Below are 26,251 nucleotides of genomic sequence, written 5' to 3'. Positions count from 1 at the left end.
CGACCCAAAAGCTATGTCTCAAATGAACTATCATTACACCACTAAAAAAGAAGTGCCTTCTACCATAGAAAACGCTCCTATTAAATTAAAGGTGTGTGGTATGAAGAAAAACACGGCCGAAATTGCCGGTTTAAAACCCGACTATTTAGGTTTTATTTTTTGGGATAAATCAAAACGACACTTTTCAGGCCCAATGACGGCCGTTCCGCATACGATAAAGAAAGTAGGTGTATTTGTAGACGCTAACATTAAAACCGTACTGGAACGCGTAGAAGATTACAATCTTTTGTTGGTACAATTGCACGGTTCAGAAACACCGCAGTATTGTGCAGAACTGAAACAGAAAGCAAAGCATATTGAGATTATAAAAGTATTTTCAATCAAAAACAATTTTGACTTTGAAATGCTTAAGCCTTACGAGGCAGTTTGTGATTTCTTCCTTTTTGATACCAAAGGAGAATTACCCGGAGGAAACGGTTATGCTTTTGACTGGGGTGTTTTAAAAGACTATCCGTCAACCAAACCTTATTTTCTAAGTGGAGGAATAGGACTAAATGAACTAGATTCCTTAAAGAAATTTATGAAAAGGCCCGAAGCAAAATATTGCCACGCCATTGACGTGAACAGTAAATTTGAAATTGAGCCAGGACTGAAAGATGTTGAAAAAGTAAAAGAATTTAAAAGTTTGATAGCAATCTGAACAAATTTATGAGCAATCTCAAACTAACCAGTAACCCAAAAAAGAGAAAACTACTACTGACAAAAACCAATATAATGACAAAATGTACCAAACTACTACTTTTTAGTATTTGTTCTTTACTTTTCGCCTGTCATGACGCACCTAAAAAAATTAAATCCAATAGCGAGTCTAATACCCATGAAACAATAGCTACATTTGATTTAGAAAGCGCTATCGATAATTGTGAATCTCAATTAGAAACATCAGTTCCAAAATTAACGGACCTAACCAAACACCCACGACTTATAGAAACTAACGAAAAAGAGTGGAAAGAAGTTCCCAATGGAAGGTTGGTTTGGACCTCGGGCTTTTACCCCGGTATTCTATGGTACATGTACGACCTGACCAAAGATGAAAAATGGAAAACCGAAGCCATTAAAAGAACTGAAGTTTTTGAAGATTATAAAACAATTACAGAGCATCACGATATTGGTTTTATGATGTTTCCTGCATTTGGCAATGGCTATAAGCTAGGAGACAAAAAAGAGTATAAAGACATTCTGTTAACATCGGCAAAATCATTGGTATCGAGGTACAACCCAAAAGTAGGCACAATAAAATCTTGGTCTAACAAGATGCACCCAAGATGGCAGCAACATATCACCATAATCGATAACATGTTGAACCTAGAGCTCTTGTTTTGGGCTGCTAAGAACGGAGGAGATTCTGAGTTGAAGGATATCGCGATCAAACACGCCGAGACCACCATGAAAAATCATTTTAGAGATGATTATACATCTTGGCACGTTATAGAATATGATTCCATCACGGGCAGTGTGCTGAACCATCATACCAAACAAGGCTACGCAGATGATAGTAGATGGTCAAGAGGTCAAGCATGGGGGATTTATGGATTCAGCATGGTATATCGTGAAACAGGAGATAAGAAATTCTTGGATTTTGCTCAAAAATTGTCGGACAGATACCTTGAGCTTTTACCTGAGGATTATGTTCCATATTGGGATTTCGACGTTCCTAATTTAGAAAAAGAAGAAAGGGACGCTTCCGCTGCTGCAGTTGTTGCTTCAGGCTTATTAGAGCTCAGCACCTTTTTAGAGGATACAACTCAAAAGCAAAAATATTATAACGCCGCCTTAAAAATGTTAAGCTCTTTAAGTTCTGAAAATTATTCAGGCGTTGGTAAAGCCAATTCGTTTTTATTACATTCTACAGGTGCAAAATCATTAGGTTCAGAAATAGATGTTGCACTAATCTATGCCGATTATTATTACATAGAGGCATTGGATAGATTGAAAAAAATCAAAAGCCAAAAAGAAGTTGCTCAATTATAGCTATAGAATAGTTCTAGCTAGCAATAAAAAAATTATCATGACAAACGTAAACAAAACAGTTCCGTATAAAAATGAATTAGGGGATAGTTCTTATCAAGCGGACGAAAAAGGATATTACGGGGAGTTTGGAGGTGCTTTTATTCCTGAAATGCTATACCCGAATACTGAAGAACTTCGGCAAAACTATATTCGCATCATGCAAGAACCTTCTTTTAAGGAAGAGTTTGACCAGTTGCTGAAAGATTATGTAGGACGCCCTACCCCACTCTATTTTGCAGATAGACTTTCAAAAAAACACAATACCAAAATATACCTAAAACGCGAAGATCTTTGCCATACGGGAGCGCACAAAGTTAATAATACCATTGGGCAGATTCTTATGGCCAAGAAATTGGGCAAAAACAGAATCATTGCAGAAACGGGTGCAGGACAACATGGTGTTGCGACCGCTACGGTATGTGCGCTAATGGGTATTGAGTGTATTGTGTATATGGGCGAAATAGATATTGCCAGACAAGCACCCAACGTAGCTAGGATGAAAATGTTAGGAGCTGAAGTTAGACCGGCACTTTCCGGAAGTAGAACGCTAAAAGATGCTACTAATGAAGCTATTCGCGATTGGATTAATAACCCGGTAGATACCCACTATATCATTGGTAGTGTTGTGGGTCCACATCCTTACCCGGATATGGTAGCGCGGTTTCAATCGGTTATTTCAGAAGAAATAAAATGGCAGTTAAAAGAAAAAGAAGGTCGTGAAAATCCCGATTACGTGGTTGCTTGTGTTGGTGGAGGAAGTAACGCAGCCGGAGCTTATTACCATTATTTAGACAATCCTGATGTAGGTATCATTGCGGTTGAAGCTGCGGGAAAAGGAATTGACACCGGTGAAAGTGCAGCTACCTCAGCATTGGGAAAAGTGGGCATCATTCACGGAAGCAAAACCTTATTGATGCAAACCAATGACGGCCAAATTACAGAACCTTATTCTATTTCTGCAGGATTGGATTACCCTGGTGTGGGACCTATGCACGCCAATTTATTTGCATCCGGCCGTGGTGAGTTTATTTCTATTACGGATGAAGATGCTATGAACGCAGGTTTGCTACTGTGTAAAACGGAAGGTATTATCCCTGCCATAGAATCTTCACATGCCTTGGCCGTTCTTGAACATAGAAAATTTAAACCCGAAGATGTGGTAGTCATCAACCTATCCGGTCGGGGCGATAAAGACCTTAATAATTACATCGAATTTTTTAATTTATAAAATATCGGGATAGGTATAGTGAACACACCTTGCCTACTCCATCCTTTATAAGGAAAAAAAGCATTTGAAACTATGGCGAATAGAATCAACAATAAATTAAACGAAGACGGGAAACTCCTTTCCATCTATTTCACAGCGGGATATCCAAAATTGGATGACACAGTTACAATCATACAAAATCTAGAGAAAAACGGAGTTGATATGATAGAAATAGGGCTTCCTTTCAGCGACCCTTTGGCTGATGGCCCAACGATTCAACAAAGCTCCACAGCGGCTCTTAAAAACGGTATGACCACCGAAATTCTTTTCAATCAACTGAAAGATATTCGGAAGTCGGTTTCCATTCCACTTATCATCATGGGCTATTTCAACCCGATGCTTCAATATGGCGTTGAAGCCTTCTGTAAAAAATGCCAGGAAATAGGTATAGACGGACTCATCATCCCCGACTTACCCGTTGATGTATATCATGACGAGTACCAAGAAACGTTTGAAAAATATGGACTCATCAATGTCTTTTTGATAACGCCACAGACTTCCGAAGAGCGTATTCGTTTTATCGATTCAGTTTCCAACGGGTTTATTTATATGGTAAGTTCCGCCAGTGTTACGGGATCTCAATCCGGTTTTGGCGATGAACAGCAAACCTATTTTCAACGTATTGCAGATATGAACCTAGAAAACCTTCAAATCGTAGGTTTTGGCATCAGTAATTCGGAAACTTTTGAGCAGGCTACCAAATCTGCAAAGGGAGCTATTATTGGCTCGGCATTTATCAAACATTTGAACGGTCATGGTGTTGACGGAATTTCAACCTTCACCAAGACCATTAGATAGATATAGCTATCTAGATTTCAAAAATATCCTTACAGTGAAAGTTTAGCAATTCAACGAATAATTGAACTGCTGAACTTTTGCTTTTTATACCCTTTTTCCAATTCTATAACTTTCACCAAAAATAGAGAAGCGCTTTGGATTAGGCCATTTTCCCTATTAAATGTACTAAAGATTATTTACCCATAAGCCGCCTCATTATGATTACAAAATTTTTCTCAATTGTTTTTTTGACCTGCTTCTTTACAAATTTGAATGCCCAGACACCATATCCGCAAGGTGTCTATATGTCAATTGAAGAGATTCAAAACAAAACACCTTCCAAAGAAATTGAACTCATAGTAGAAAAAAGGTCAAAAAGTGACATTAAAATGAGCGGCGGTAATGATTACCGTTTAATTTCCGAAGACAAATCAGTTTCTAAAAAAGATATTCGAAAGCATATTTTAGCCTACTCCAATAACGATACGTTATTCATAAATTGCACCAAATACAAATTACAAAATCGGTATGCTCCCGTTCGCAACAACGGAAGGTTTTTACTGTTTACCGCCGGAATCGCTCAGGATACAAATACATACAATTATCAAATTGAAGAAACCAAAACAGCAACATTTTGGTCTGATTTTGGAGCAATCGGTGGAGGTATTCAAGGTATAAAACTCGCTTTGTTAAGATTTCCGTATCTGTTGGACACAAAAAATAATACAGTAACCTACCTTAATACTTTCGCATTACGAAAACTTTTGGCAGACCATGACTTAGCACTACTGCAGAAATATGATGAAGAAAAAAAATCAATCGCAGACGATGAAAAAGAGAAAGCTCTCTTAACTATAAAATATGTTCAATCGCTCAATGATTTTTAAAAAGGATGTTACTCAGTCTTTCTCCCTTTTAACATTCACTAACAAAGCTTTATTCATCCTTTAACCGAGTTTTGCACAATTTTTTTCTAAGTTACAAACTAACTTAAAAACCAAGAAACATGGGAATGATTGATGATAAGAGAAAATTTAAAAGAAAAGTAGAACAGAGTAATCCTACAAATCCGACCGGAAATACAAGTGTTGACACCAATGAGTTTGATATTGAAAAAGACACAATTAAAGGTCAACAAAATAAGCAGTAGGATTATTAGCTATAAAGCAAAAGGGTCCGTACGTCTAACGTACGGACCCTTTTGCTTTATATTGAAAAATATCAATATCCCGGATTTTGTTCGACCCCTGGGTTCAGATTTATTTCAGATAAAGGTATGGGCCAAATATACTCGTGTGACTGATAATCCTTATTTTTTTCTGGATTCTCTAGATTAAACTCATTGATGGCATCCTCTAAAAGTTGCCAACGTACCAAATCATCTTTTCTATGCCCTTCATAGCAAAGCTCCAGTTTTCTCTCGTTAAAGATCGTCTCAAAAAATTGCTGTTTATTTAATCCAAATGGAATATCGTTTTCATCATTTTTAAATGCTCGTTGTCTTACTGCATTAATTGCATCATAAGCCAATTGAGTGGGTCCGTTCACTTCATTTTCGGCCTCTGCCAGTAGTAACAGTATATCGGCATATCTCAACACAGGAAAATCAGAAAGACTTTTGTCAGAACCCGCTTCTATATTACTTCTTGACAAAAATTTTAATGGCCTCCAGTCACTAACATCTGAAGCATCAAATGTTTGGTTATTAACTACATTGAAGGTTGCTATATTTTGAGCAAAACGTGTATCGGCTATATTTAACGGAAACGAAACAGGGTTCTCTGAATTTTCTGTAAAACCATAACTTGTAATAAAGTCGGAATTCAAAAGTAACCCATCGGAATCTGTAAAACCTAATGGTCCCCAAACACTACCATACTTGCTGCGAGATTCAATTTGATCGGCATTAAAGTCAAAACTAAATATGACCTCATTATCAGCGGCTTGATTTTCAACACTAAAAACATCAGCATAATCAGCTTCAAGTTCAAAATTACTTGTTATTTTTTTGAACTGCGTCAATGCTAAAGCATATTTATCGGTTTGCAATAAAGGAAACCCTGCCATTTGCATATACACCTTACCCAGCAATGCCTGAGCAGCTTCCTTGGAAGCTTTATATTTTGTAGCTTGTGGTAAATATTGTTCTGCAAAAATCAAATCTTCAAGTATTTGATCATATACTACTTCGGCACCTTGTACCGGGGTAGTAGAAACTGATAAATCAACTTCTGAGGTAGTTACCAAAACGGGGTTGCCATATATCTTGACTAAATTGAAATACGCCAACGCACGCAGAAACCTGAATTCAGCTTCTGCAGCCTCAACATCAATTTCTTGGTCGCCTAAACAGTCTTCATCTTGCAAACAATCCAACCCTGTATTTGTATGTAGTATTGCGACATAATAATCTGCAAAAACCTTCTCTATTATACTTTCTCCTACCGTAAAAGAATACGTATCCAAAGTAGACAGTTGATTGATAGCAGCCCGATTTACATGAACAATATCAGTTCCTATATCTCCCCAGACCATTACATGATTATCAAAACCATATATATTCCGAAATTCATTGTAAACTTCAGCAATCAACTTTTGAATTTCTAATTCAGATGGTACTAGAAAAAGGGCAGGATCAATCTCTAATCCTAATAGTGTATTTTCTCCTTCAATTATTGTAGTTGTGGTACTAAAAGTTTCGTTCCCTAAATCAGGAAGAACCACTGTTACCTCATACTCACCCAGCTCAAGATCTCTAAATACAGCAGTCCCTAGAGCATCGGTAATTAGACTATCCGTTTCAGGAAAAGTAGTGACAATTGCATTAGGGTAAGGGTTTTCCCCAGAAAAAACATACACGCCCAAATCTCCTGTTTTTATAATAGGAACGCTTTCTTCATCGTCAGAACAACCCATTAAAAAAATGAAAAGTACGATAAGTGAAAATTTATAATTCATTCAATCTTTTTTAAATTTTAATTCTGCAGCCATAGTACAATCTTTTTCAAAAGAGGCCACATGACAGATAAAGATTACAAATATAAATTCCAAAGCACGATAAAAAAAAGAAACCTCCGACCGTTGAACGGTCGAAGGTTAGTTTTAATCGAAAAAACAGGAGAATCCTCTTTTATGCAGAGTTCCTACTGGCATTAATATTACCGTAAAGCGAACGAGTAACGATTTTTTCATACTCTTCTTTAAAGTCACTTCCCTTACCTATTTTCTGTAGTGCGAACTGCTGTATAACCAACAACGGCAGCACAATGTTCTCACGTATTTTAATGGATTCACGAGAAACGGCCTCGTTCTCCATTAAGATTTTACTGCCAGATATGAGCAGTAACATTTTCTTTGATAACATATACTCTTCGTGAAGGATGTTCCAGAATGCTCCGTATTCCTCATCTTGTTTCATATATGAGGTCAACTCAAAGTAGCACTTAGAAAGAGACATCATACTATTGCTCATTAAAGCTTTAAAGAAAGGTACTTCTTTGTACAACTTCTTAAGTTCCGATAATCTGCCTTCGTTCTTTATGGTTTGAATAGCTGTTCCCAAACCAAAATACCCTGGTACGTTTTGCTTCAATTGGCTCCAAGAACCTACAAAAGAAATCGCTCTTAAATCGGTTAGTTCCAACTTTTTCTTATTCCCTCTTTTACCTGGCCTACTACCAATATTTGCTTTTTGATAGTATTTTAGGGTACTTCTGTTCTCCAAATAGGAAATAAACTTATCATGTTGCTTAAGCACATCATACTTTTCAAAGCTCAACTCAGAAAGTTGTTCTATTAGTTTTCTATGGTCTTTAGAAATCACATTCTCCTTACCGAAAAGGTTGTTTGAAAGACCAGCCGTCAACAATTGCTCACTGTTATGAATAAACTGCTCTTTAGTACCGTATGTACTTGTAATGGTCTGCCCTTGAATCGTCAATTGAATTTCATGATTGGCAATACTCTTGGTTTGTGCTGCGTAGAAACGATGTGTTTTTCCACCACCACGTGCTGGTGGTCCACCACGACCATCAAAGAAAATAGCATTAAAACCATTTTTATCGCAAACCTTGGAAAGGGTTTCTTTGGTCTTGAAGATAGCCCAGTTGGCTTTTAAATAACCACCATCTTTTGTACCATCGGAGAAACCGAGCATTATGGTCTGATTGTTATTTCTTCTTTCCAAATGCTCCTTATATTCAGGTAGATCAAAAAGTGTCTGCATGGTCTTTTCAGCGCCATCCATACCGTTCATGGTTTCAAAAAGAGGAACAATATCAAAACTGATATCCTCTTTCTTCCAACCACACCATCTGAACAATCCGAATACGAACAATACAGAGAAAATATCTTCGGAATTACTAATTATATAGCGGTTACAGCCTTCTTCACCATTAGCATCCTGAATACCTTTTAACTGCTTTATGTTGGTTATGGTATCTTTTACGATATCCTCCGAAAAATCATTAGCATCTACTGACAAATCCTTATTGATCAAAAGGTCTACCAAAGCCTCATCTGAAAGCTCACTGATATCTTCTTTAATCAATTTGTTTTGCTTTAGTATATTCTCTACCGCCAATACATGTTTGCTGTGGTCTTGTCTTACATCTAAAGTTGCAAAGTGGGTTTTGAAGATTTTTACTTTATCTATAAAATTCTCCAGGTCCTTACTGTAAAGACCATGATATTTGTTTACCAACAACTCCTTAGTATCAAGAAGCGGCTGAAGAATATCTTCATACCCTACTGATTTTTTAGAATCGAACATGGCAGTATACAAATTACCCCGAAGCTTCTGAAGAGGCTCTTGTACATCTTTAAAAGTCAGTTTTTTCTGAATGATTTTTAAATCATTGTAGTAACACTTCATTAAAGTGATACGAAGCTCGTCCGATACATCTTTAGTGATATCCGCAGTTACGAACGGGTTACCATCACGGTCACCACCGGGCCAAAAGCCCAACTTCATTATATTGTGATTTTCAAAATCGGCCTTATTGATGTTTTCCTTGATATAGGCGTACAAATCACCAACAGCATTGTAATACACGTGACGCAAGAAGTAAATGATATTTTTTGCTTCGTCTAAAGGTGTCGGTTTTTTTGAATTGATCAAAGACGTTAACCCTAACTGCTGCAAAGCGATATCAATATCGTCGATTTTATCCTCTAAAATCAACGAACGTAATTTTTCAATAATATCTAAAACTGCTGGTGTATAGAACTGAGTGGGGTGAGCTGTCATTACCAAACGGGCACTGAACGTAGAGAGTTTCTTGGACACTTTGTCCCAACTCTTGTTTTTATCCACTAGTTCAAAATAATCTTTTATAGATAACGAACGCGTATGTTCCTGAAGCTTAGGAAAAGCAGCATCCTCAACACTATCATATAAAACTACCTGCCGTTCTACATATTGAATAATCCTGAACATGAAATCAATTTGGTCCTTTTCAGATTCAATATGTGCATAATTTTCAAAGAATGCCTCCAAAATCTCTTGCGGATTCAACCCTGAACTTAAGCCCTTCTGACATTGATCAAGTAACAAAGGTATAAGCATACCAACGTTCTCAATATTCCGATAAGGTAAATTTAAGAAGAGGCTATTGTAGACATTGAACTTATTATTGACCGATTTTTTAAACTCAACCAATCTTTCTGAATGCGGCATAGGCAATATTAAAATTTAAGCAATTATATATCAATTTCAATCTGTAAATATCGGTAATAATACATGACTATTACTACTCAGATACATCATATAACAAAAATATCACACTACACCACAAAAACAACAGACTTGACAACAATAATTACGCTACCACACCATAACAGGGTACATTTACCATGTAATTAAAACGGATTTAAATTTTTTCATTTTCATATAATGTTCTCGTAAAAGAGTCTTATCGAAACCGATAGGACTCTTTTTAGTTTATAGCTATTCCATTTTTTTTACGAAGGATATATCTTAGGAAAGAAAAAAACCTTGGTATTGAAGAACCCGGAAATCCATGGTGTTAAAATTGGGGTCTGCAGCTTTCATTTCTTTATAGGAGGCCAAGCTACCCACTGCCCTATTTGCTGCCCCTGACGGTGCCGTTAAACTAACCGTACGAACAATTCGTTTTGATTTTGGCAACTGAAGTTCGTATACTCTAGGAACTTGGTCCGTAACGGTCTTTAATTGAAGACCTGCTATTTTAAGCTGTCTTCTAAAAAAATACTCCGGGCCGTTTTTACTGTTGCCTCCCATGAAAAGAACGGTTTTTAAATTTGGGTAAAGTTCTAAATAATGCACCAAGTCTCTTAACTGCACATTTTGCATACCCAAATCAGAGGCATCTATTTTATCGCGCTCGGCACTTTCAACAATGTCACAAACGCCAATTCTATTTTTAAGTAAAAAATTCTTACGTTGCTCAATGGCTAAATGAGTGTTCTCATACACCAACCCCAACTCAAAAATACGATCAAGTATAGGCCATAACATACCATTTCTACTGCCATAGCAAAAATCTACGTCATCAACCTTCAACTCACCCGAAGTAAACCTAGGTGGCGGAAGCGTGCCAACAATCAGCTTCTCAGTGTCTTCAAAAATAAAAGGCTCGTATGGGTGCGTATGTAAAAACATCGGCACAAAAGTAGCCTTATTTTAGGGTTAGCACCAAATCCTCTGAATTTACCAATGAACCACCTTGTAACTGAATCTTAGCCACTGTACCTTCTTCGGTAGCGGTTACCGTAGTTTCCATTTTCATGGCTTCAATAACGAACAAGGGCTGATTTCTTTTCACCTCTTGCCCTGTTTTTACCAGAACACTAGAAAGTAAACCTTGCAATGGCGCTCCAATTTGTTTTGCGTCACTTGAATCTGCTTTTACATTTTCTTGCTTTTCAACCTTTACCGAAGTGTCTTTTATTAAAACGTTTCTAAGCTGACCGTTGATTTTAAAGAAAATACTAACGTTCCCAGCTTCATCTGGCTCACCTACGATCATCAACGAAATAAGAACATTCTTTCCGCCTTCTAACTCTACCATTATTTCTTCGCCCACTTCCATACCATAAAAGAAATTTTTGGTTGGTATATTCACCACATTGCCATATTTCACGTGGTTATTGTAAGCCTCTGTAAATACTTTTGGATACAGTTTATAGGAAAGGAAATCGGTCATTTCTAGATCTCTACCCATACCCTTTTTAAATTTCCTTTTAAAAGCTTTGAACTCTTTATCAAAGTCTATGGGCTCCAAATGCGCATTGGGTCTGTTGGTATATGGCTTTTCATCTTTAAGGACAATCTTTTGTAGTTTCTTTGGAAACCCACCAACCGGTTGTCCCAAATCCCCTCTAAAGAAGCTTTTTACCGATTCCGGAAAGGAAATATCTTCTCCTCTCTCCATAACATCTTCCACAGTAAGATTATTACCTACCATATATTGCGCCATATCTCCTACTACTTTAGAGCTTGGTGTAACCTTTACAATGTCTCCAAACATTTGGTTGACCTCAGCATACATTTTAGTTACCTCAGTGAACTTTGTTTCAAGACCTAGAGCGATTGCCTGACCTTTTAAATTCGAATATTGTCCACCAGGTATTTCATGATGATACACACCACCAGTACCAGATTTTAATCCGGATTCAAAAGTGTAATAATAGTTTCTGACGGATTCCCAGTAATCGGAATACTCCGCTAACTTATCCGTATTCATTTGATTCTCGCGCTCATTAAAACGAAGCATCTCTACCACCGAATTAAAATTAGGCTGAGAAGTCAAACCAGAAAGGCCTCCTAAAGCAACATCTACCACATCCACACCCGCTTCGATAGCTTTCATGTACGTTGCCGTTTGAACTGACGATGTATCGTGAGTGTGCAAATGAATTGGAATGTTCAATTCTGATTTTAATGCCTGAATCAGTTCAAAAGCGGCATTGGGCTTTAATAGTCCTGCCATATCTTTTACGCCCAGAATATGAGCTCCGGCATTTTCAATATCTTTTGCTAATTGAATGTAGTATTTAAGGTCGTATTTTGTTTTAGAGGGATTTAAAATATCACCAGTGTAGCAAATAGAACCTTCGGCAAGACCACCTGTTCGCTTTCGCACATGTTCAATACACGGCGCAAGGGATTTCATCCAGTTTAAAGAATCAAAAATCCTAAAGACATCTACTCCTGTATTCCATGATTCTTCAACAAATTTCTCAATCAGGTTATCAGGATAAGCTGTATACCCCACGCCATTAGATCCACGTATTAGCATCTGAAGCAATACATTGGGCATTGCCTTTCTTAAAAGTGCCAAACGCTCCCATGGGTTTTCATGTAAAAACCTCAGACAAACATCAAAAGTAGCACCGCCCCAAACTTCCATAGAAAAAATCTCGGGATGGTTTTTAGCATAACCTTCCGCCACTTTCATCATATCTACCGTTCGCATACGGGTTGCCAACAGACTTTGATGGGCATCGCGCATGGTAGTATCCGTAAAATGGACCTGCTTCTCATTTTTTAACCATTGGGCAAATTTCTCCGGGCCCATTTCCGTGAGTAAATCTTTGGTTCCTTTTGGATATCCTTCCGTTTTTGAAAATGATGGTACTTTTGGTTTTGTGAACTTACGGTTAGGGTCATAATTCTTCACATCGGGATTACCGTTTACTATCGTTTCCCCTATAAATGTAATAAGCTTATTCGCTCTATTCCGAGGTTCTACAAACTCAAAAAGCTTGGGCTCGTTCTTAATAAAATTGACAGTAACCTTGCCTTCACGGAAAGTCTCGTGCTTTAGGATATTGTCCAAAAAGGCCATATTCGTATTCACTCCGCGAATACGGAACTCAGCTAGCGCTCGTCGCATTTTTCTACAACAACCATCTAAAGTACGGCTACGTGCAGAAACCTTAACCAACATAGAGTCAAAGAAAGGTGAAATAACAACACCTTGATAGATACTACCGGCATCTAACCGTATACCAAAACCAGAAGCACTTCTATAGGTCGTAACTACGCCATAATCCGGTTTAAAATCATTGGATGGATCTTCCGTAGTTATTCTACATTGTAGTGCTATCCCCGTAACCTGAACCGATTCTTGATTCGGTATTTTAATTTGTGTATCGGATAGCTTATATCCTCCGGCAATAAAAAGTTGTGCCTTGATCAAATCAATGTTCGTAATCATTTCGGTAACCGTATGCTCTACCTGAACACGCGGGTTTACCTCAATAAAATAGATACTTCCGTCATCATCCACCAAAAATTCAACGGTACCGATGTTATTATAATTTACCGCCTTGCAAATTGCAATTGCATAAGCGTAAAGACTATCTTTTGTCTCTTGCGGAAGCCCTATTGAGGGAGCAAACTCTATTACTTTCTGATACCTTCTTTGCACGGAACAGTCCCGTTCGTACAAGTGTACCATGTTACCATGCATATCGGCAACAATCTGCACTTCAATGTGTTTTGGGTTTTCCACAAATTTTTCTAGGAAAACCGTATCGTCGCCAAAAGCGTTCAAAGACTCCCTTTTAGCTTCTGGAAAGCCTTTTTCAAGTTCTTCTTGGGTTCGAATAACCCGCATTCCACGACCACCCCCACCAGAGGCAGCTTTCAACATTAACGGATAGCCAATGCGGTCCGCTTCCGTAATGGCCGTTTTTATATTATTTAAATCTTTATCACTACTCTGAATAATCGGAATATTATTAGCAACCGCTACTTCTTTGGCCGTAATTTTATCCCCTAAAGCCTTTAATACGGATACTTTAGGTCCGACGAAAACAATTCCATTATCTGCACATTTTTGGGCAAAATTGGAGTTTTCCGAAAGAAACCCATAACCAGGGTGAATAGCATCAACATTATTCTCTTTGGCCACCTTAATAATGGCATCTATATCCAAATACGGTTTTAACGGCTCATTGTCCTCCCCTATCTGATAGGATTCATCGGCTTTATAACGATGTAAAGAATACCGGTCCTCATACGTATAAATACCAACCGTGCGCACTCCAATCTCAACACAGGCCCTAAAAATACGTATAGCAATCTCTCCTCTATTCGCTACTAAAACCTTCTCTATTTTCATTTGTACGCTGTTTAAATTTGTATTTAAAAACCGATTCAAACAAACTTAACTTTTTTGGGTAAGGATAACAATAGGATATACTTATTAATTCTAGGAAATTTGTGATGTTTTTATAGGCGGATAAAATGGTTTTTAGACACTTTATTTGACATTCCAAACCTAAAGCCCTATATTAAAATAAAGACACATTTATATGGGAAGAGGTGATAAAAAATCGAGAAGAGGTAAAATAGCAAATCGCTCTTTTGGGGCAAGGCGACCAAGAAAAATAAAGAAACGCCCTACCGTAGAAGAGAAAATAGATATTAAAAAGAAAAAGTAACTGCTGTTATATGTAAAGTGGCTAGTTCTTACACTGGATTTTAGAGGGTATTTAGATAGCAGTTAAAACTACTATCTTTTCTATTTTATTTATATCCAAATATTTTGGTCCATCCAATCCCTATTTGATATCCAGATTGCGCTTTATCACTAACTAAGGGCAAAAAACCGTAAAGTCCAAGACTATTGGTGCTACTAATCTTATATTTTGGAGAAAAAAATAAGCCATAGTTAAAGAAAGTTTCATTATTAGAAAAGTCCCTTTCAAAGCCTATTCGTTCATTAACCAAAGTGCCTTTTGTTCTTGCAAAACTTAAACCAACAGGTACTTCTACATTTACCTGTATCCTATTAAAATTAAGAGAGTATCCAAAATTTGCCGTTGGTATTAAACGCATATCTACATCGTTTTTTAAATATGCATCAGGCTCGGATTCTCCTTTAAAATCAAAATATGCAACCATAGAAAACCCTAAAGTAAAATGATTTTTATTTTGGGAAAGTGGTATAGTATATTTACCGTAAGCACCGTAATACAATGCTTCATCACCAGCTGCGAGCACCCCTATCTCTATTGAATTAGTATTTGCTTCCTGCGCCCATACAGCTGACCCAATAAAAAGAAATAAAATAACTACTGCTCCTTTAATTGATAAATACATAGTCCAATCCCTTTTTAAATATTTCACTTGTAGAACCACTATGTCCACTTTTTTCTATTAATTCACTCCGATGCTTAAAATTTGGATAATTTCTAGAATTGAGCCTTTGATTCATTTCTGCAAAGGACCCCAGCATAACCCCACCTTCTAAGGTGCCCATACCGTTGTAGAATTTTACCTCCAAATCTTTATGTGTGTTGGCATAGGATTCCTCAAATTCGAATATAACCCCAGCATCATACCAATATGATGTACCGCTTGATATGAATTTGTTAAAAGGGTTTGAAGCTCTTTCTTGAGCCATTACGTATTGGGTAAAGAGCCCACCAAAGGAATGGCCAACTAATGTTTTGTTATTGGAGGAGTCTATACTGTATCTAGATTCTAATTCCGGTATTAATTCATCCTTAATAAACCGATAGAAGTTTTGAGCACCACCAGAACCGTGGGCATAAACAGTAGGGGTATAATCCCTATTTCTTTGCTTGTTATTACCAACAGCTACTAAAATACAAGGAGGTATACTTTCCTTTTGTACTTTATCCGAAATAATCCCTGCAATTGTATTAAACCTTGTGTCTCCGTCCAAAGCAATAATCAATTGATGTACTGAATTACCATTATAATTTTCAGGAAGAAAGACATACACAGGGTAACTGTCATTTATTACAGAAGAGGTTACAACAAATTGTTCTTTTTTACCGATGACATCAAAACTATCATCATCATTAGAGCAGCTAAACAGTAAACTAGAGAATAAAAGAATTGTTGCAAGTTTCATAGCCTTAGACTTTGCTTCAAAAGTCCAAAATCTTTAAAACTTAAAACTTATTCCAAATCAAGAAATTACCCTTTTAAGCGTTTTTTAAGTATGTTTTTTTCACCCTGCTATAGGTTTCTGCTGTCATACCTAAATAATTGGCAATTAATTTTTGAGGCACCTCTTCTAAAAATCTTTTAGATTTAGAAATTGTAATCAAAAAAAGTTCGTATTTTTTGTAGGCATTCTTATGCTGCAGTATTAAAGATCTCCTTTCCCGCTCTAGATGAACTTGTTCAAATAGTTTCGTATAAATAAAAGAAAATGGGTGGCTTAGTAATAGAAGTTTATCTATGTCCTCTTTTTCAAAATAGATAATTTCAGAATCAGTTAATGCTTCTTGTATTTGATTGGAAGGTGAGTTTTCCATATAACTTGTAAAATTATTGAAACTCATACCTGTCAGAGAAAAATCTATTGTAAACAGATTATCTTCAATAATGGTGTATTGATGGATAAACCCTTTTAAAACTAAACTGGTCTTGGTCTCCACCTGCCCTATATCCAACAGAAACTCTCCCTTTTTTATTTTTTTCTTTCGTATAACCTTAGCCAAAGGCTCAAAATCATTTTCAGTTAATGGATATACCTGATTGAAAAAATCAAACAGAATATTCTCTTCAACAGAAAAGTGCTCTTTCATAAGGTTAATTTTACTAACTACCTGATAAAAACGGGTTCGTTTTCTTTTACGGTATGCGCTTCACTGTACTCATACTCGTCATAATTGAACCCTTTTAGCTCATCTAGCGTATTTACATCTTTATCTATAATATAGCGCACCATGGAGCCACGGGCCTTTTTAGCATAAAAACTAATAATCTTTAACTTATCATTTTTCCAATCTTTAAAGACGGGACTAATTACAGGCACTTTTAAAGCTTTGGTGTCTATTGCACTAAAATATTCATTACTAGCTAAGTTGATGAAAAGTTCATCATCCTGCATTTCGGAATTCAACTCGTCCGTTAAGGTTTTTTTCCAGAACTCATACAGGTTCTTTTTTCTACCTACTTTTAAATGCGTACCCATCTCCAGACGATACGGTTGCATTAAATCCAACGGTCTTAAAAAGCCATAAAGGCCAGAAAGAATACGTAAGCTTTCCTGTAGTTTTTCCATTTTTTGAGAAGGCATGGTATACGCATCCAACCCTTGGTACACATCCCCATTAAAAGCGTAAACGGCAGGGCGTGCATTTTTAAGTGTGAAAGGCACTTCAAAATCTTGGTTTCTTTGATAATTTAACTGCGCCAAATTATCTGAAATACCCATAAGCTCAGATAAAGCTTTAGGGTTTTTCTTAGCCAAAATCTTATTCAGTTTTAAAGCCTCTTCTAAAAATTGAGGTTGTGTTTCTTTATATTTAGGGTATTCCTTATCAAAATCCAAAGATTTTGCCGGTGAGATAACAATCTTCATACTAGTGTCTATTTTGAAAAACTTCAAGTAAAAATACTGATGATTATCAATATAACCTATGGCATAAGAAAAGAGTTATTGATACGAGTATCAATGTTATTTATGACCTAGTTACTGTGCTGTGAATAATGTCGCCATTTTTCAATACAGTCCACCATGTCCTGTGGAATTTCAGAATCAAAACGCATCATTTCACCAGTTACAGGGTGTACGAAACCCAATGTTTTAGCATGTAGTGCCTGCCGTGGCAACACCTTAAAAGCATTATCTACAAACTGTTTATACTTGGTAAATGTTGTTCCCTTTAAAATCTTATCACCACCATAACGCTCATCATTAAAAAGTGTATGGCCAATATATTTCATGTGAACCCTGATCTGGTGGGTACGACCGGTCTCTAATTTGCAGGAAACCAAAGTTACATAACCCAATCGCTCCATAACGGAATAATGTGTAACCGCTTCTTTACCTTCATCTCCTTCAGGAAAGACATGCATTTGCAAACGGTTTTTGGGATTTCTGGCTACATTACCTTCTATAGTACCTTCATCATCCTGTACATTCCCCCAAACAAGAGCTACATATTCCCGTTCAGAAGTTTTATCAAAGAATTGTTTGGCAAGGTGTGTCATGGCCGCCTCTGTTTTGGCCACTACCAAAAGTCCTGAAGTGTCCTTATCAATACGATGCACAAGACCAGGACGTTCATTACTGTTTGCCGGTAAATCTTTAACATGGTGCAAAAGTGCATTAATAAGAGTGCCCGAATAGTTTCCGTGACCGGGATGCACTACCATACCTGCAGGCTTATTGACTACCAACAGTACATCATCCTCATAAACCACATCTATAGGAATATCTTCGGGAACTAAAAGAAACTCATGGGGAGGGTGCTCAAACAATACCTTTACCTCATCGTTAGGCTTTACCTTATAGTTCTGTTTTACAATAGTGCCGTTTACCCAAATATGCCCATTCTTAGCAGATTGCTGAATTTTATTCCGAGTAGCGTATTCTATAAAGTTCATTAAGAATTTATCCACTCTTAATGGCACTTGCCCTTTTGAAGCTATAACACGATGATGTTCAAAAAGCTCATCATCGTTCAATTCTTGATTTTCCGGTGTTTGCATGTACTATTCTGAATCTGCTTGAACCTTTGCTTGCTCGGTTATGGAACCATTACCGCAAACCAACTCAATTTTAGAAGTTTTAGGTAACTTATCACCAGGCTTCACTTGTTTTCCTTTATACTTTATATAATAGACCATATCTTTTCCTAATTGGTCTATATAGGTAACACGCTGCACATCTAAACCTACAGCACGTAGCATAGAGGCCGCATTACGTTGTGTAACCTGTATAATATTAGGAACGGAAACTTTCTTATAGCCAGACGGATTGACCGTAAAATAAATTTTTCGGTTTTCCTTAACCTTGTTGCCAGCAGGTGGATTTTGTTCTATAATTGAAAATCTAGGGTAATCCGGATTAAAATTGGCGGAATCCAAAACCTCATACCTTAATTTAGCCTCTTCTACAGATTTACGCATTTCCGGTACGGACATTTTAGAAAAGTCAGGCACTTCAACAAATTCTCCATGGTTGGTAGTTGAACTTAACCAACGTAGCATAAAAAACACCAAGAGTACCACAACTAGAATGGCCAGACCTATTTGAATAAAAAATACCTTACTTTTTAAAAAATTGAAAAAATTACGCATTGGGTTCCTTTTAACGCAACAAATATAGTGAACTCGTGTTGCTTTTTTTGTTTAATTTCGGTTTCGTTTTACAGAGTAAATTTTAAACGGTTGTATGAAGAAGAATATTGCCATAATTATGGGTGGTTATAGTAGCGAATATAAAATTTCGCTTACCAGTGGAAACGTAGTGCACAAATACCTAAATAAAGAAAAGTTTAATACGTATCGCATTCATATTTTCAAGGATAAATGGGTATATGTAAATGAAGACAACGAAGAATACCCAATAAATAAAAATGATTTTTCAGTAGACCTAGAAAAAGAAACAATACACTTTGACTGTGTTTTTAATGCTATTCATGGTTCACCAGGTGAAGATGGTCTAATGCAAGCATACTTTGAGCTGACCGGTATTCCCCAGACTTCATGCGATTATTACCAATCTGCGCTTACCTTTAATAAACGAGACCTTCTAAGTGTACTTAAGCCCTATGGTATAAACGCAGCCCCATCTTATTATTTAAACCTCGGAGATCCAATAGACGAAGAAGCCATTATCAAAAAAGTAGGTCTACCCTGTTTTGTAAAGGCCAATAAAGCGGGAAGTAGCTTTGGCATTTCTAAAGTTCATGAAAAAGAAAATTTAAAAGCGGCTATAGACAACGCTTACAAAGAAGACGATGAGATTATAATTGAAGCTTTCCTAGATGGCACGGAGGTCTCCGTTGGCGTGATAACCTATAAGGGAGAAACCAAGGTATTGCCCATTACCGAAATTGTATCTGAGAACGACTTTTTTGATTACGAGGCGAAGTATGAGGGTAAATCCCAAGAAATTACACCCGCACGTATTTCCAGAATACAACAGGAAAAAGTTGAAGCACTTGCCAAACGCGCTTATGAGGTATTAAAAATGAAAGGGTATTCCAGAAGCGAATTTATTTTTATTGGTGATGAGCCTTATATGTTAGAAATGAATACCACTCCTGGTCTAACTACGGAGAGTATCTTACCTCAACAAGCAGAAAAGGCAGGTATATCACTTGAGGAATTGTTTACCAGTGCCGTAGATGAAGCTCTAAATAAAAAAGGGTAACTTTATAAGAACGAGCAACTAATCCTATAATTCCAATACACTTATGAGACGTGCAATATTTCCTGGTTCCTTTGACCCACTTACCCTAGGTCATTCTGATATTATTCAAAGGGGTATTACCTTGTTTGATGAGATTATAATTTCTATTGGTGTAAATGCCGATAAAAAATATATGTTTTCCCTGGAACAGCGCATGAAGTTTATTGAGGACGCTTTTAAAGATGAACCTAAAATAAAAGTACTTACATACCAAGGGCTCACTGTAGATTTTTGTAAGAAAGTGAATGCCCAATTTATTTTAAGGGGATTGCGAAACCCTGGGGATTTTGAATTTGAAAAAGCTATAGCTCACACAAACAGAAAGTTGTCTGAAATAGAAACCGTATTTTTATTAACATCCTCAGGAAAATCCTACATTAGTTCTTCAATTGTGCGAGACGTCATCCGAAATGGAGGAGATTACACCAGTCTTGTGCCTGATACTGTCCGCACATTATAGTTTTATCACCTTATCTTCTAATAACACATTTAAAAAGTGTTAATTATTAAATATAATTTGTAATTTGTAGGTAAATACAACATAATTAGCTTTTATTTTGTTCATACAACCCTTTTTTCGTACAACACAACGAGTTTGATACTATTCACAACAAAGGTTTAGATATAACGCAAAATGCAGCTACTTTAGTCAGAAATTACAACATGACCTTGAGCGGAACCACAACCATAGCAAATAACCCCCTAGTAAAACAGCTGCCTACAGCAACTGTTTTTACGAACAAAAAGTTCGAGGTTATTTATGCGTCCGACAAGTTTTTTGCCGATTTTGGTTTTGACTCAAAAAATACATTTGGCAGACCCATAAACGAATTATTCACAACACTCAGCGAGGATTGGGAAAACACCCTATACCACTGTCTTTCAGACAAACCCGACCACTCAAATTTAAATTATAGCTTAAGTAGCGCCTCCGGCCCTAACTGTTATAAATGGACATGTACCGCATGGCAAAATGAAGACGACAGTACTATTGGCCTCATTATTAATTTTGAGGATATTACAGATAAGAAGTTTAGAAAAGAACAGGTAAACACACTTCAATCCCTTCTGGATGCCATGTGCGAGATAAGCAAAATTGGTGTTTGGGATTACAACATTGAAAATGATAAGCTCATATGTTGCGACACCGTTCGCGTGATTTATGAAGTAGGCAACGAGCATGTGTTCTCTTTTGATAACGCAATAGCTTCGTATAAAGATGGGCACAACAGAAATACAATTTCAATGTTGGTTCATGAAACCATCAACAAGGGCACATCTTGGAGCGAAAAATTACAATTGAATACCGCAAAAGGCAATCAAATTTGGGTACAAGTAGCTGGCATACCCACATATTCAGATGGTAAAATTGTAGGTATTAAAGGAACATTACAGAACATTGAGGAACAGGTTCAATCAGAAACCAAGACCAAGGAAAATGAGCTGTTGCTACGAACCCTAATTGACAACTTACCTCTTAATGTATTTATAAAAGATACAGAATCTAGAAAAATTCTGGTCAACAAATCCGAATGCGACTACATGGGCGTGGATAGCGCTGATGAGTTATTAGGAAAGAGTGACTTTGAACTTTTCAACAAGGATATTGCATTAATTTCCAGATCGGAAGATTTACAGGTAATGGAAACTCTTACACCTATTTTAGGCAGGGAAACCATTAGTGAAACTAAAGACGGTAGAATCTCTACATTCCTTACATCAAAAATTCCACTGAAGGGAAATAATGGTAAAGCACAAGGTCTAGTAGGCATCAGTATGGATATCTCGGACCTTAAACAAAAGGAACAGGAACTACGTGATTTAATTAATGTTACCTCGCAACAGAACAAAAAACTAGTGAATTTTGCACATATTGTTTCTCACAATTTGCGCTCTCATACCGCCAATTTCTCAATGTTATTGGATTTTCTTGCCAATGAGAAAAACGAGGAAGAGAAATCTAACATCATAACAATGCTCACCCAAGCTTCAGACAATTTACTTGAAACTTTGGAAAATCTAAACGAGGTAGTAGCAATCAATACAAATATTAATCTTGAGAAAAAGCCTGTAAGGTTAAATCAGCGTATTGTTTCCGTAAAACGAAATCTCAAAGCATTTTTAGTAAATAATAATGCTAAAATAGTAAATGCTATTTCCGAACACACGAGTATTAAAGTTATACCGGCATATATTGACAGTATTCTAATGAATTTCATCACTAATGCAGTAAAATACAGACATCCGGACAGACCACCGTTAATTACCTTAAATACGGTTAATGAGAATGGTTATGTAGTGTTATCCATTGAGGATAACGGACTGGGTATTGATCTTAAAAAATACGGAAACAAATTATTTGGCATGTACAAAACCTTTCACGATCATAGTGACGCCAGAGGCATAGGTCTTTACATTACTAAAAACCAAATAGAGGCAATGAACGGCAAAGTGACAGTTGCCAGTAAGGTAGGCCTTGGCACTACCTTCAAAATATATTTTAATGAACAAAATTGAAAGCATTTGTATTATTGATGATGACCCTATTACCGTTTTTGGCATTCAAAAGATGTTAAGCCTAGTGGTTGATTGCAATGATATTAGCGTATACCGCAATGGCAAAATGGCCATTCAAGGGATTAAGCAGCGAATCGAGGAAAATAAAAAAGTACCCCAGGTTATTTTTTTAGATATAAACATGCCTATTATGGACGGGTGGCAATTTCTAGATGAGTTCATCACCCTTAAACTAACCGAAAAAGTACGAGTAAATATCATTACATCTTCCATAGACACCTTCGATTTACAGAACTGGGAAGAGTTCAAGAAAAAAACATGCCATACCATTACCTTTAACAACAAACCTATCCGTAAGGAACACGTTGCCGAGATTACCAAAATTGCATAGTATAAGCTTACCCGTTTTTGCTTATTTTTGATATATGCAACGAATATCTATACCCTACAGTCCTCTTTTATGCATTTTTCTTCTTGCGGCCCTATTCATTTTTTTCTCGTGCGAAACGGAGCAACAAGATAAAACCGAGGACTATAAAACCCACTTTGAACTCAGCAACGGCACCGAAACCGCAACATATCTAGAGACCATAGATTTCTACATTAGGCTAGCCAAAGAATTTCCTGAAATAAACATGCAGACCATTGGAGAAACAGATAGTGGCTACCCGTTACATATAATCACCTACAATCCGGATGGCGACTTTAATTTTCAGAAAATAGCAGATAACAAGACCATACTTTTTATTAATAACGGTATTCACCCTGGTGAAAGTGATGGGATTGATGCCACAATGTTGTTATACAGAGATTTTGCAACTGGCAAATTAAATGCTCCAAAAAACACCGTATTGGTAACTATTCCAATTTATAATATTGGAGGAGCTTTGAATAGAAACAGCACCACAAGGGCCAATCAAAATGGTCCTATTTCCTATGGCTTTAGGGGCAACACTCTAAATTACGACCTCAATCGAGATTTTATTAAGGCAGACACTAAAAACGCACGTACGTTTTTTGAAATCTTCCATATGGTCAACCCTGATATCTTTATTGACAACCATGTTAGTAACGGCGCTGATTACCAATACACCCTTACCCACTTATTTACTCAACACAACAAGTTAGGAGGCAACTTGGGTGATTACGTTCATAATAAAATGATGCCTACCCTAGAAAAGTCTTTGCAAATAGCAGATTGGGAGATAACACCTTATGTGAATGTTTTTAATCAAGTTCCGGAAAAGGGGTTTTCCCAATTCATGGATTACCCCAGATATTCCACAGGCTATACCTCATTATGGAATACTTTGGGCATGATGGTAGAAACCCACATGCTCAAACCCTATAAACAAAGAGTAGAAGGCACATATATGTTGATGACCAAAATGATTGATTTAGCTGAAACCGATTCAAAACAAATAAAGCAATTACGGGCCGAAGCAAAGTACAGACATAAGGAATGGAGCCACTACCCTACCAAATGGCAGATAGACACCACAAAAACAACCATTTTAGATTTTAAGGGGTATGAAGCCGATACGCTAACCAGTGTAGTAACAGGGCTCACAAGACTAAAATATGACAGGACCCGACCTTTTAATAAAAAAACACCATATCAAAACTTCTATACACCAACAGATTCTATTGAAATTCCTGAAGCTTACATACTTAAAAAGGGTTGGCGCAGGGTTATTTCACTTTTGGAACTCAATGAAATAAATTATACAACATTCCAAAAGGATACTATGCTCACAGTGCAATCCTATAAAATAGAAAGTTACAACACTGTAGACAAACCTTACGAAGGCCATTATCCGCATTATGATACAGAAGTAAAAAACTCAACTGAAAAAATAAAATTTCAACAAGGAGATATTTTGATTCCTACGGATCAGAAAGGCATTCGTTATATATTGGAGACCTTAGAGCCGGAAACCAAAGATTCATTCTTTAACTGGAACTTTTTCGATTCGGTCTTGCAGCAAAAAGAAGGATTCTCTCCATACGTTTTTGAAGATGAAGCCGCCAAATTATTAGAGGAAAACCAGACTTTAAAGGATAGTTTTCTATACAAAAAAGCCAATGATTCTCTTTTTAACACTAACTGGTATGCGCAGTTAGACTGGCTATTTAAGCGTTCTGACCACTACGAGAGTAGCCACATGCAATACCCTGTTTATAGAATTATGAAAGAGTAAGATTACGCCCCAAAAAGGATTTTTATATTATTATAGGAATTTTGAAGTGCTTCCTGAATTTTTTTAGGTCCTTTCCATTTTACTTTAACTATTCCCTCTTTCTTTTCAGGTTTAAGCTTACCCGTATAACTGGTTCGCATAGCATACCAATGCACCTCTTTTAAGGTATAGACCCCACCATTGCTAATGATATGATACGTGGTTTTTAGAAAATTCTCCACCCTAAGTTCTTTTACGCCGGTTTCCTCCATAACCTCCCTTACGGCACACGCTTCTATAGATTCTCCTTTGTCTAATTTCCCTTTTGGCAAATCCCATTTATCATTTCTGTAAATAAATAGCACTTCACCAATATCATTGGTCACTACTCCCCCGGCGGCAACTACCAAAGGTATACTATGTGTAAATTTCTTAAGTATTTCCTCCGAATTCGGATGATAGATAAATGCTTTGTCCAACTTTTTTTTACGCAAAGCCTTTATAGCATCTTGTATAGAAGCCTCGTTCAACAAAAAATATTCGCCGCCTTTCGTTTCCGAGAGTTTATTTGTTAGGATCAAGGGCAATTCGTTCACAAAAACTTTATACATTTGCGTCATGGTTTTAGACAAAAATACCGCCAAAAAAACGGCCGAACTTCTACTGCAAATTAATGCAATTAAGTTGAAACCGGAAAATCCTTTCGTATGGGCTTCCGGATGGAAATCTCCAATATATTGTGACAACAGAATAATACTCTCCTATCCTGTCATTAGAAACTTCATAAGAGAAGAGATGGCCAAGCAGGTAGAGGCTCTTTATGGTAAGCCTGATATTATTGCAGGAGTAGCTACAGGAGCCATTGGTATTGGTGCTTTAGTTGCCGATTTTCTAGGGCTTCCGTTTATTTACGTCAGACCGGAGCCTAAGGCACATGGAAGAAAAAACCAAATTGAAGGCCAATTAGAACCCAACCAGACCGTTGTGGTCATTGAAGATTTGATTAGTACGGGAAAGAGTAGTTTAAACGCTGTAGAGGCTTTAAAAGAGTCCGGAGCCAATGTAAAGGGCATGCTAGCCATATTCACCTATGGTTTTGACGTTGCTCAGCATAATTTTGAAGAAAAAAATGTCTCTTTGAATACGCTTAGTGATTATGACCATTTGATCGAGCAAGCCTCGGATACTCAGTTTATTAAAGAAGACCAGTTAAACACCTTACTAGGATGGAGAAAGAATCCTTCTAAATGGGAACAATAATA

Annotated in this window: 24 protein-coding genes; 13 read left to right on the top strand and 11 right to left on the bottom strand. The window is 36.9% G+C overall.

What is annotated here, in order from left to right; translation table 11 throughout:
• Window positions 1-22 precede the first annotated feature (22 nt).
• From P0077_RS13700 to P0077_RS13675, 6 genes are all read left to right on the top strand, one after another.
• Window positions 23-700: a phosphoribosylanthranilate isomerase gene (locus P0077_RS13700; RefSeq protein WP_276165788.1), complete on the top strand. Its 678-nt coding sequence runs from the start codon at window positions 23-25 to the stop codon at window positions 698-700.
• Between the two features lie 74 nt (window positions 701-774).
• Window positions 775-2,031: a glycoside hydrolase family protein gene (locus P0077_RS13695; protein WP_276165787.1), complete on the top strand. Its 1,257-nt coding sequence runs from the start codon at window positions 775-777 to the stop codon at window positions 2,029-2,031.
• A 37-nt stretch (window positions 2,032-2,068) separates the two neighbouring features.
• Entirely contained in the window at window positions 2,069-3,298 is a 1,230-nt protein-coding gene (gene trpB, locus P0077_RS13690) for a tryptophan synthase subunit beta (RefSeq protein WP_276165786.1), read from the top strand.
• Window positions 3,299-3,370: 72 nt separating this feature from the next.
• Window positions 3,371-4,135 carry a tryptophan synthase subunit alpha gene (trpA, locus tag P0077_RS13685; RefSeq protein ID WP_276165785.1) on the top strand — a complete coding sequence of 255 codons (765 nt, stop codon included), beginning with the start codon at window positions 3,371-3,373 and terminating at the stop codon, window positions 4,133-4,135.
• Between the two features lie 197 nt (window positions 4,136-4,332).
• Complete coding sequence (locus tag P0077_RS13680) at window positions 4,333-5,001, top strand: DUF6563 family protein (RefSeq protein ID WP_276165784.1); 669 nt, start codon at window positions 4,333-4,335, stop codon at window positions 4,999-5,001.
• Between the two features lie 119 nt (window positions 5,002-5,120).
• Window positions 5,121-5,264, top strand: a complete 144-nt coding sequence (locus P0077_RS13675) for a hypothetical protein (protein ID WP_276165783.1) — start codon at window positions 5,121-5,123, stop codon at window positions 5,262-5,264.
• Window positions 5,265-5,335: 71 nt separating this feature from the next.
• Here P0077_RS13675 and P0077_RS13670 read toward each other — a convergent pair whose 3' ends face one another.
• The 4 genes from P0077_RS13670 to P0077_RS13655 all read right to left on the bottom strand — a co-directional run bounded on the left by P0077_RS13670 (window position 5,336) and on the right by P0077_RS13655 (window position 14,226).
• The gene (locus tag P0077_RS13670) at window positions 5,336-7,072 is read right to left on the bottom strand and encodes a RagB/SusD family nutrient uptake outer membrane protein (protein WP_276165782.1); all 1,737 of its coding nucleotides are present in this window, start codon (window positions 7,070-7,072) and stop codon (window positions 5,336-5,338) included.
• Window positions 7,073-7,244: 172 nt separating this feature from the next.
• Window positions 7,245-9,791, bottom strand: coding sequence for a phosphoenolpyruvate carboxylase (locus P0077_RS13665; RefSeq protein ID WP_276165781.1), 2,547 nt, complete (start codon window positions 9,789-9,791; stop codon window positions 7,245-7,247).
• Between the two features lie 300 nt (window positions 9,792-10,091).
• Window positions 10,092-10,757, bottom strand: a complete 666-nt coding sequence (locus P0077_RS13660; protein WP_276169205.1) for a uracil-DNA glycosylase family protein — start codon at window positions 10,755-10,757, stop codon at window positions 10,092-10,094.
• A gap of 16 nt (window positions 10,758-10,773) precedes the next feature.
• Window positions 10,774-14,226: a pyruvate carboxylase gene (locus tag P0077_RS13655; protein WP_276165780.1), complete on the bottom strand. Its 3,453-nt coding sequence runs from the start codon at window positions 14,224-14,226 to the stop codon at window positions 10,774-10,776.
• 193 nt (window positions 14,227-14,419) lie between these two features.
• Here P0077_RS13655 and P0077_RS13650 point away from each other — a divergent pair, with 193 nt between their 5' ends.
• On the top strand, window positions 14,420-14,548 hold the full coding sequence (locus P0077_RS13650; RefSeq protein ID WP_194526306.1) for a 30S ribosomal protein THX: 129 nt from the start codon (window positions 14,420-14,422) through the stop codon (window positions 14,546-14,548).
• An 85-nt stretch (window positions 14,549-14,633) separates the two neighbouring features.
• On the opposite strand, the gene P0077_RS13645 is transcribed toward P0077_RS13650, so the two are convergent.
• The 6 genes from P0077_RS13645 to P0077_RS13620 all read right to left on the bottom strand — a co-directional run bounded on the left by P0077_RS13645 (window position 14,634) and on the right by P0077_RS13620 (window position 19,175).
• On the bottom strand, window positions 14,634-15,209 hold the full coding sequence (locus P0077_RS13645; RefSeq protein ID WP_276165779.1) for a hypothetical protein: 576 nt from the start codon (window positions 15,207-15,209) through the stop codon (window positions 14,634-14,636).
• Window positions 15,193-15,990, bottom strand: a complete 798-nt coding sequence (locus P0077_RS13640; protein ID WP_276165778.1) for an alpha/beta hydrolase — start codon at window positions 15,988-15,990, stop codon at window positions 15,193-15,195. The genes P0077_RS13645 and P0077_RS13640 overlap by 17 nt, the downstream gene beginning before the upstream one ends.
• A 73-nt stretch (window positions 15,991-16,063) precedes the next feature.
• A complete protein-coding gene (locus P0077_RS13635; RefSeq protein ID WP_276165777.1) occupies window positions 16,064-16,672 on the bottom strand; it encodes a Crp/Fnr family transcriptional regulator in 609 nt (202 codons plus the stop codon).
• A 17-nt stretch (window positions 16,673-16,689) separates the two neighbouring features.
• Window positions 16,690-17,451 (bottom strand): peroxide stress protein YaaA, encoded by a 762-nt coding sequence (yaaA, locus tag P0077_RS13630; RefSeq protein WP_276165776.1) that lies wholly within the window; start codon window positions 17,449-17,451, stop codon window positions 16,690-16,692.
• Between the two features lie 107 nt (window positions 17,452-17,558).
• A complete protein-coding gene (locus P0077_RS13625) occupies window positions 17,559-18,584 on the bottom strand; it encodes an RluA family pseudouridine synthase (RefSeq protein WP_276165775.1) in 1,026 nt (341 codons plus the stop codon).
• A gap of 3 nt (window positions 18,585-18,587) precedes the next feature.
• A complete protein-coding gene (locus P0077_RS13620) occupies window positions 18,588-19,175 on the bottom strand; it encodes a PASTA domain-containing protein (protein ID WP_276165774.1) in 588 nt (195 codons plus the stop codon).
• Between the two features lie 94 nt (window positions 19,176-19,269).
• On the opposite strand from P0077_RS13620, the gene P0077_RS13615 reads away from it, so the two are divergent.
• The 5 genes from P0077_RS13615 (at window position 19,270) to P0077_RS13595 (ending at window position 25,010) form a co-directional block, all read left to right on the top strand.
• Window positions 19,270-20,253 carry a D-alanine--D-alanine ligase gene (locus tag P0077_RS13615; RefSeq protein ID WP_276165773.1) on the top strand — a complete coding sequence of 328 codons (984 nt, stop codon included), beginning with the start codon at window positions 19,270-19,272 and terminating at the stop codon, window positions 20,251-20,253.
• A 43-nt stretch (window positions 20,254-20,296) separates the two neighbouring features.
• Entirely contained in the window at window positions 20,297-20,752 is a 456-nt protein-coding gene (gene coaD, locus P0077_RS13610; RefSeq protein ID WP_276165772.1) for a pantetheine-phosphate adenylyltransferase, read from the top strand.
• A gap of 203 nt (window positions 20,753-20,955) precedes the next feature.
• Entirely contained in the window at window positions 20,956-22,809 is a 1,854-nt protein-coding gene (locus P0077_RS13605) for a sensor histidine kinase (protein ID WP_276165771.1), read from the top strand.
• Window positions 22,796-23,200 carry a response regulator gene (locus tag P0077_RS13600; RefSeq protein ID WP_276165770.1) on the top strand — a complete coding sequence of 135 codons (405 nt, stop codon included), beginning with the start codon at window positions 22,796-22,798 and terminating at the stop codon, window positions 23,198-23,200. Before P0077_RS13605 ends, P0077_RS13600 begins: the two co-directional genes overlap by 14 nt.
• Window positions 23,201-23,234: 34 nt before the next feature.
• A complete protein-coding gene (locus P0077_RS13595) occupies window positions 23,235-25,010 on the top strand; it encodes a M14 family metallopeptidase (protein ID WP_276165769.1) in 1,776 nt (591 codons plus the stop codon).
• Window positions 25,011-25,012: 2 nt separating this feature from the next.
• Here P0077_RS13595 and P0077_RS13590 read toward each other — a convergent pair whose 3' ends face one another.
• A complete protein-coding gene (locus tag P0077_RS13590) occupies window positions 25,013-25,600 on the bottom strand; it encodes an NUDIX hydrolase (protein WP_276165768.1) in 588 nt (195 codons plus the stop codon).
• Between the two features lie 7 nt (window positions 25,601-25,607).
• Between P0077_RS13590 and pyrE the strand changes: the two genes are divergently transcribed.
• Window positions 25,608-26,249, top strand: coding sequence for an orotate phosphoribosyltransferase (pyrE, locus tag P0077_RS13585; RefSeq protein WP_276165767.1), 642 nt, complete (start codon window positions 25,608-25,610; stop codon window positions 26,247-26,249).
• The last annotated feature ends 2 nt before the right edge of the window (window positions 26,250-26,251 follow it).

This window comes from Zobellia alginiliquefaciens, from assembly GCF_029323795.1.
In the GTDB taxonomy this organism is placed as follows: Bacteria; Bacteroidota; Bacteroidia; order Flavobacteriales; family Flavobacteriaceae; genus Zobellia; species Zobellia alginiliquefaciens.
This window is presented reverse-complemented; position numbering and strand designations above follow the sequence as displayed.

Coding starts and splice junctions, on each gene's coding strand:
- P0077_RS13645 (WP_276165779.1), bottom strand. CDS start 15,209: ATGTATTTATCAATTAAAGGAGCAGTAGTTATTTTATTTCTTTTTATT.
- P0077_RS13595 (WP_276165769.1), top strand. CDS start 23,235: ATGCAACGAATATCTATACCCTACAGTCCTCTTTTATGCATTTTTCTT.
- P0077_RS13615 (WP_276165773.1), top strand. CDS start 19,270: ATGAAGAAGAATATTGCCATAATTATGGGTGGTTATAGTAGCGAATAT.
- P0077_RS13650 (WP_194526306.1), top strand. CDS start 14,420: ATGGGAAGAGGTGATAAAAAATCGAGAAGAGGTAAAATAGCAAATCGC.
- P0077_RS13670 (WP_276165782.1), bottom strand. CDS start 7,072: ATGAATTATAAATTTTCACTTATCGTACTTTTCATTTTTTTAATGGGT.
- P0077_RS13625 (WP_276165775.1), bottom strand. CDS start 18,584: ATGCAAACACCGGAAAATCAAGAATTGAACGATGATGAGCTTTTTGAA.
- P0077_RS13605 (WP_276165771.1), top strand. CDS start 20,956: ATGACCTTGAGCGGAACCACAACCATAGCAAATAACCCCCTAGTAAAA.
- P0077_RS13635 (WP_276165777.1), bottom strand. CDS start 16,672: ATGAAAGAGCACTTTTCTGTTGAAGAGAATATTCTGTTTGATTTTTTC.
- P0077_RS13600 (WP_276165770.1), top strand. CDS start 22,796: ATGAACAAAATTGAAAGCATTTGTATTATTGATGATGACCCTATTACC.
- yaaA (WP_276165776.1), bottom strand. CDS start 17,451: ATGAAGATTGTTATCTCACCGGCAAAATCTTTGGATTTTGATAAGGAA.
- coaD (WP_276165772.1), top strand. CDS start 20,297: ATGAGACGTGCAATATTTCCTGGTTCCTTTGACCCACTTACCCTAGGT.
- P0077_RS13655 (WP_276165780.1), bottom strand. CDS start 14,226: ATGAAAATAGAGAAGGTTTTAGTAGCGAATAGAGGAGAGATTGCTATA.
- pyrE (WP_276165767.1), top strand. CDS start 25,608: ATGGTTTTAGACAAAAATACCGCCAAAAAAACGGCCGAACTTCTACTG.
- P0077_RS13695 (WP_276165787.1), top strand. CDS start 775: ATGACAAAATGTACCAAACTACTACTTTTTAGTATTTGTTCTTTACTT.
- P0077_RS13675 (WP_276165783.1), top strand. CDS start 5,121: ATGGGAATGATTGATGATAAGAGAAAATTTAAAAGAAAAGTAGAACAG.
- trpA (WP_276165785.1), top strand. CDS start 3,371: ATGGCGAATAGAATCAACAATAAATTAAACGAAGACGGGAAACTCCTT.
- P0077_RS13680 (WP_276165784.1), top strand. CDS start 4,333: ATGATTACAAAATTTTTCTCAATTGTTTTTTTGACCTGCTTCTTTACA.
- P0077_RS13660 (WP_276169205.1), bottom strand. CDS start 10,757: ATGTTTTTACATACGCACCCATACGAGCCTTTTATTTTTGAAGACACT.
- P0077_RS13590 (WP_276165768.1), bottom strand. CDS start 25,600: ATGTATAAAGTTTTTGTGAACGAATTGCCCTTGATCCTAACAAATAAA.
- P0077_RS13640 (WP_276165778.1), bottom strand. CDS start 15,990: ATGAAACTTGCAACAATTCTTTTATTCTCTAGTTTACTGTTTAGCTGC.
- trpB (WP_276165786.1), top strand. CDS start 2,069: ATGACAAACGTAAACAAAACAGTTCCGTATAAAAATGAATTAGGGGAT.
- P0077_RS13665 (WP_276165781.1), bottom strand. CDS start 9,791: ATGCCGCATTCAGAAAGATTGGTTGAGTTTAAAAAATCGGTCAATAAT.
- P0077_RS13700 (WP_276165788.1), top strand. CDS start 23: ATGAACTATCATTACACCACTAAAAAAGAAGTGCCTTCTACCATAGAA.
- P0077_RS13620 (WP_276165774.1), bottom strand. CDS start 19,175: ATGCGTAATTTTTTCAATTTTTTAAAAAGTAAGGTATTTTTTATTCAA.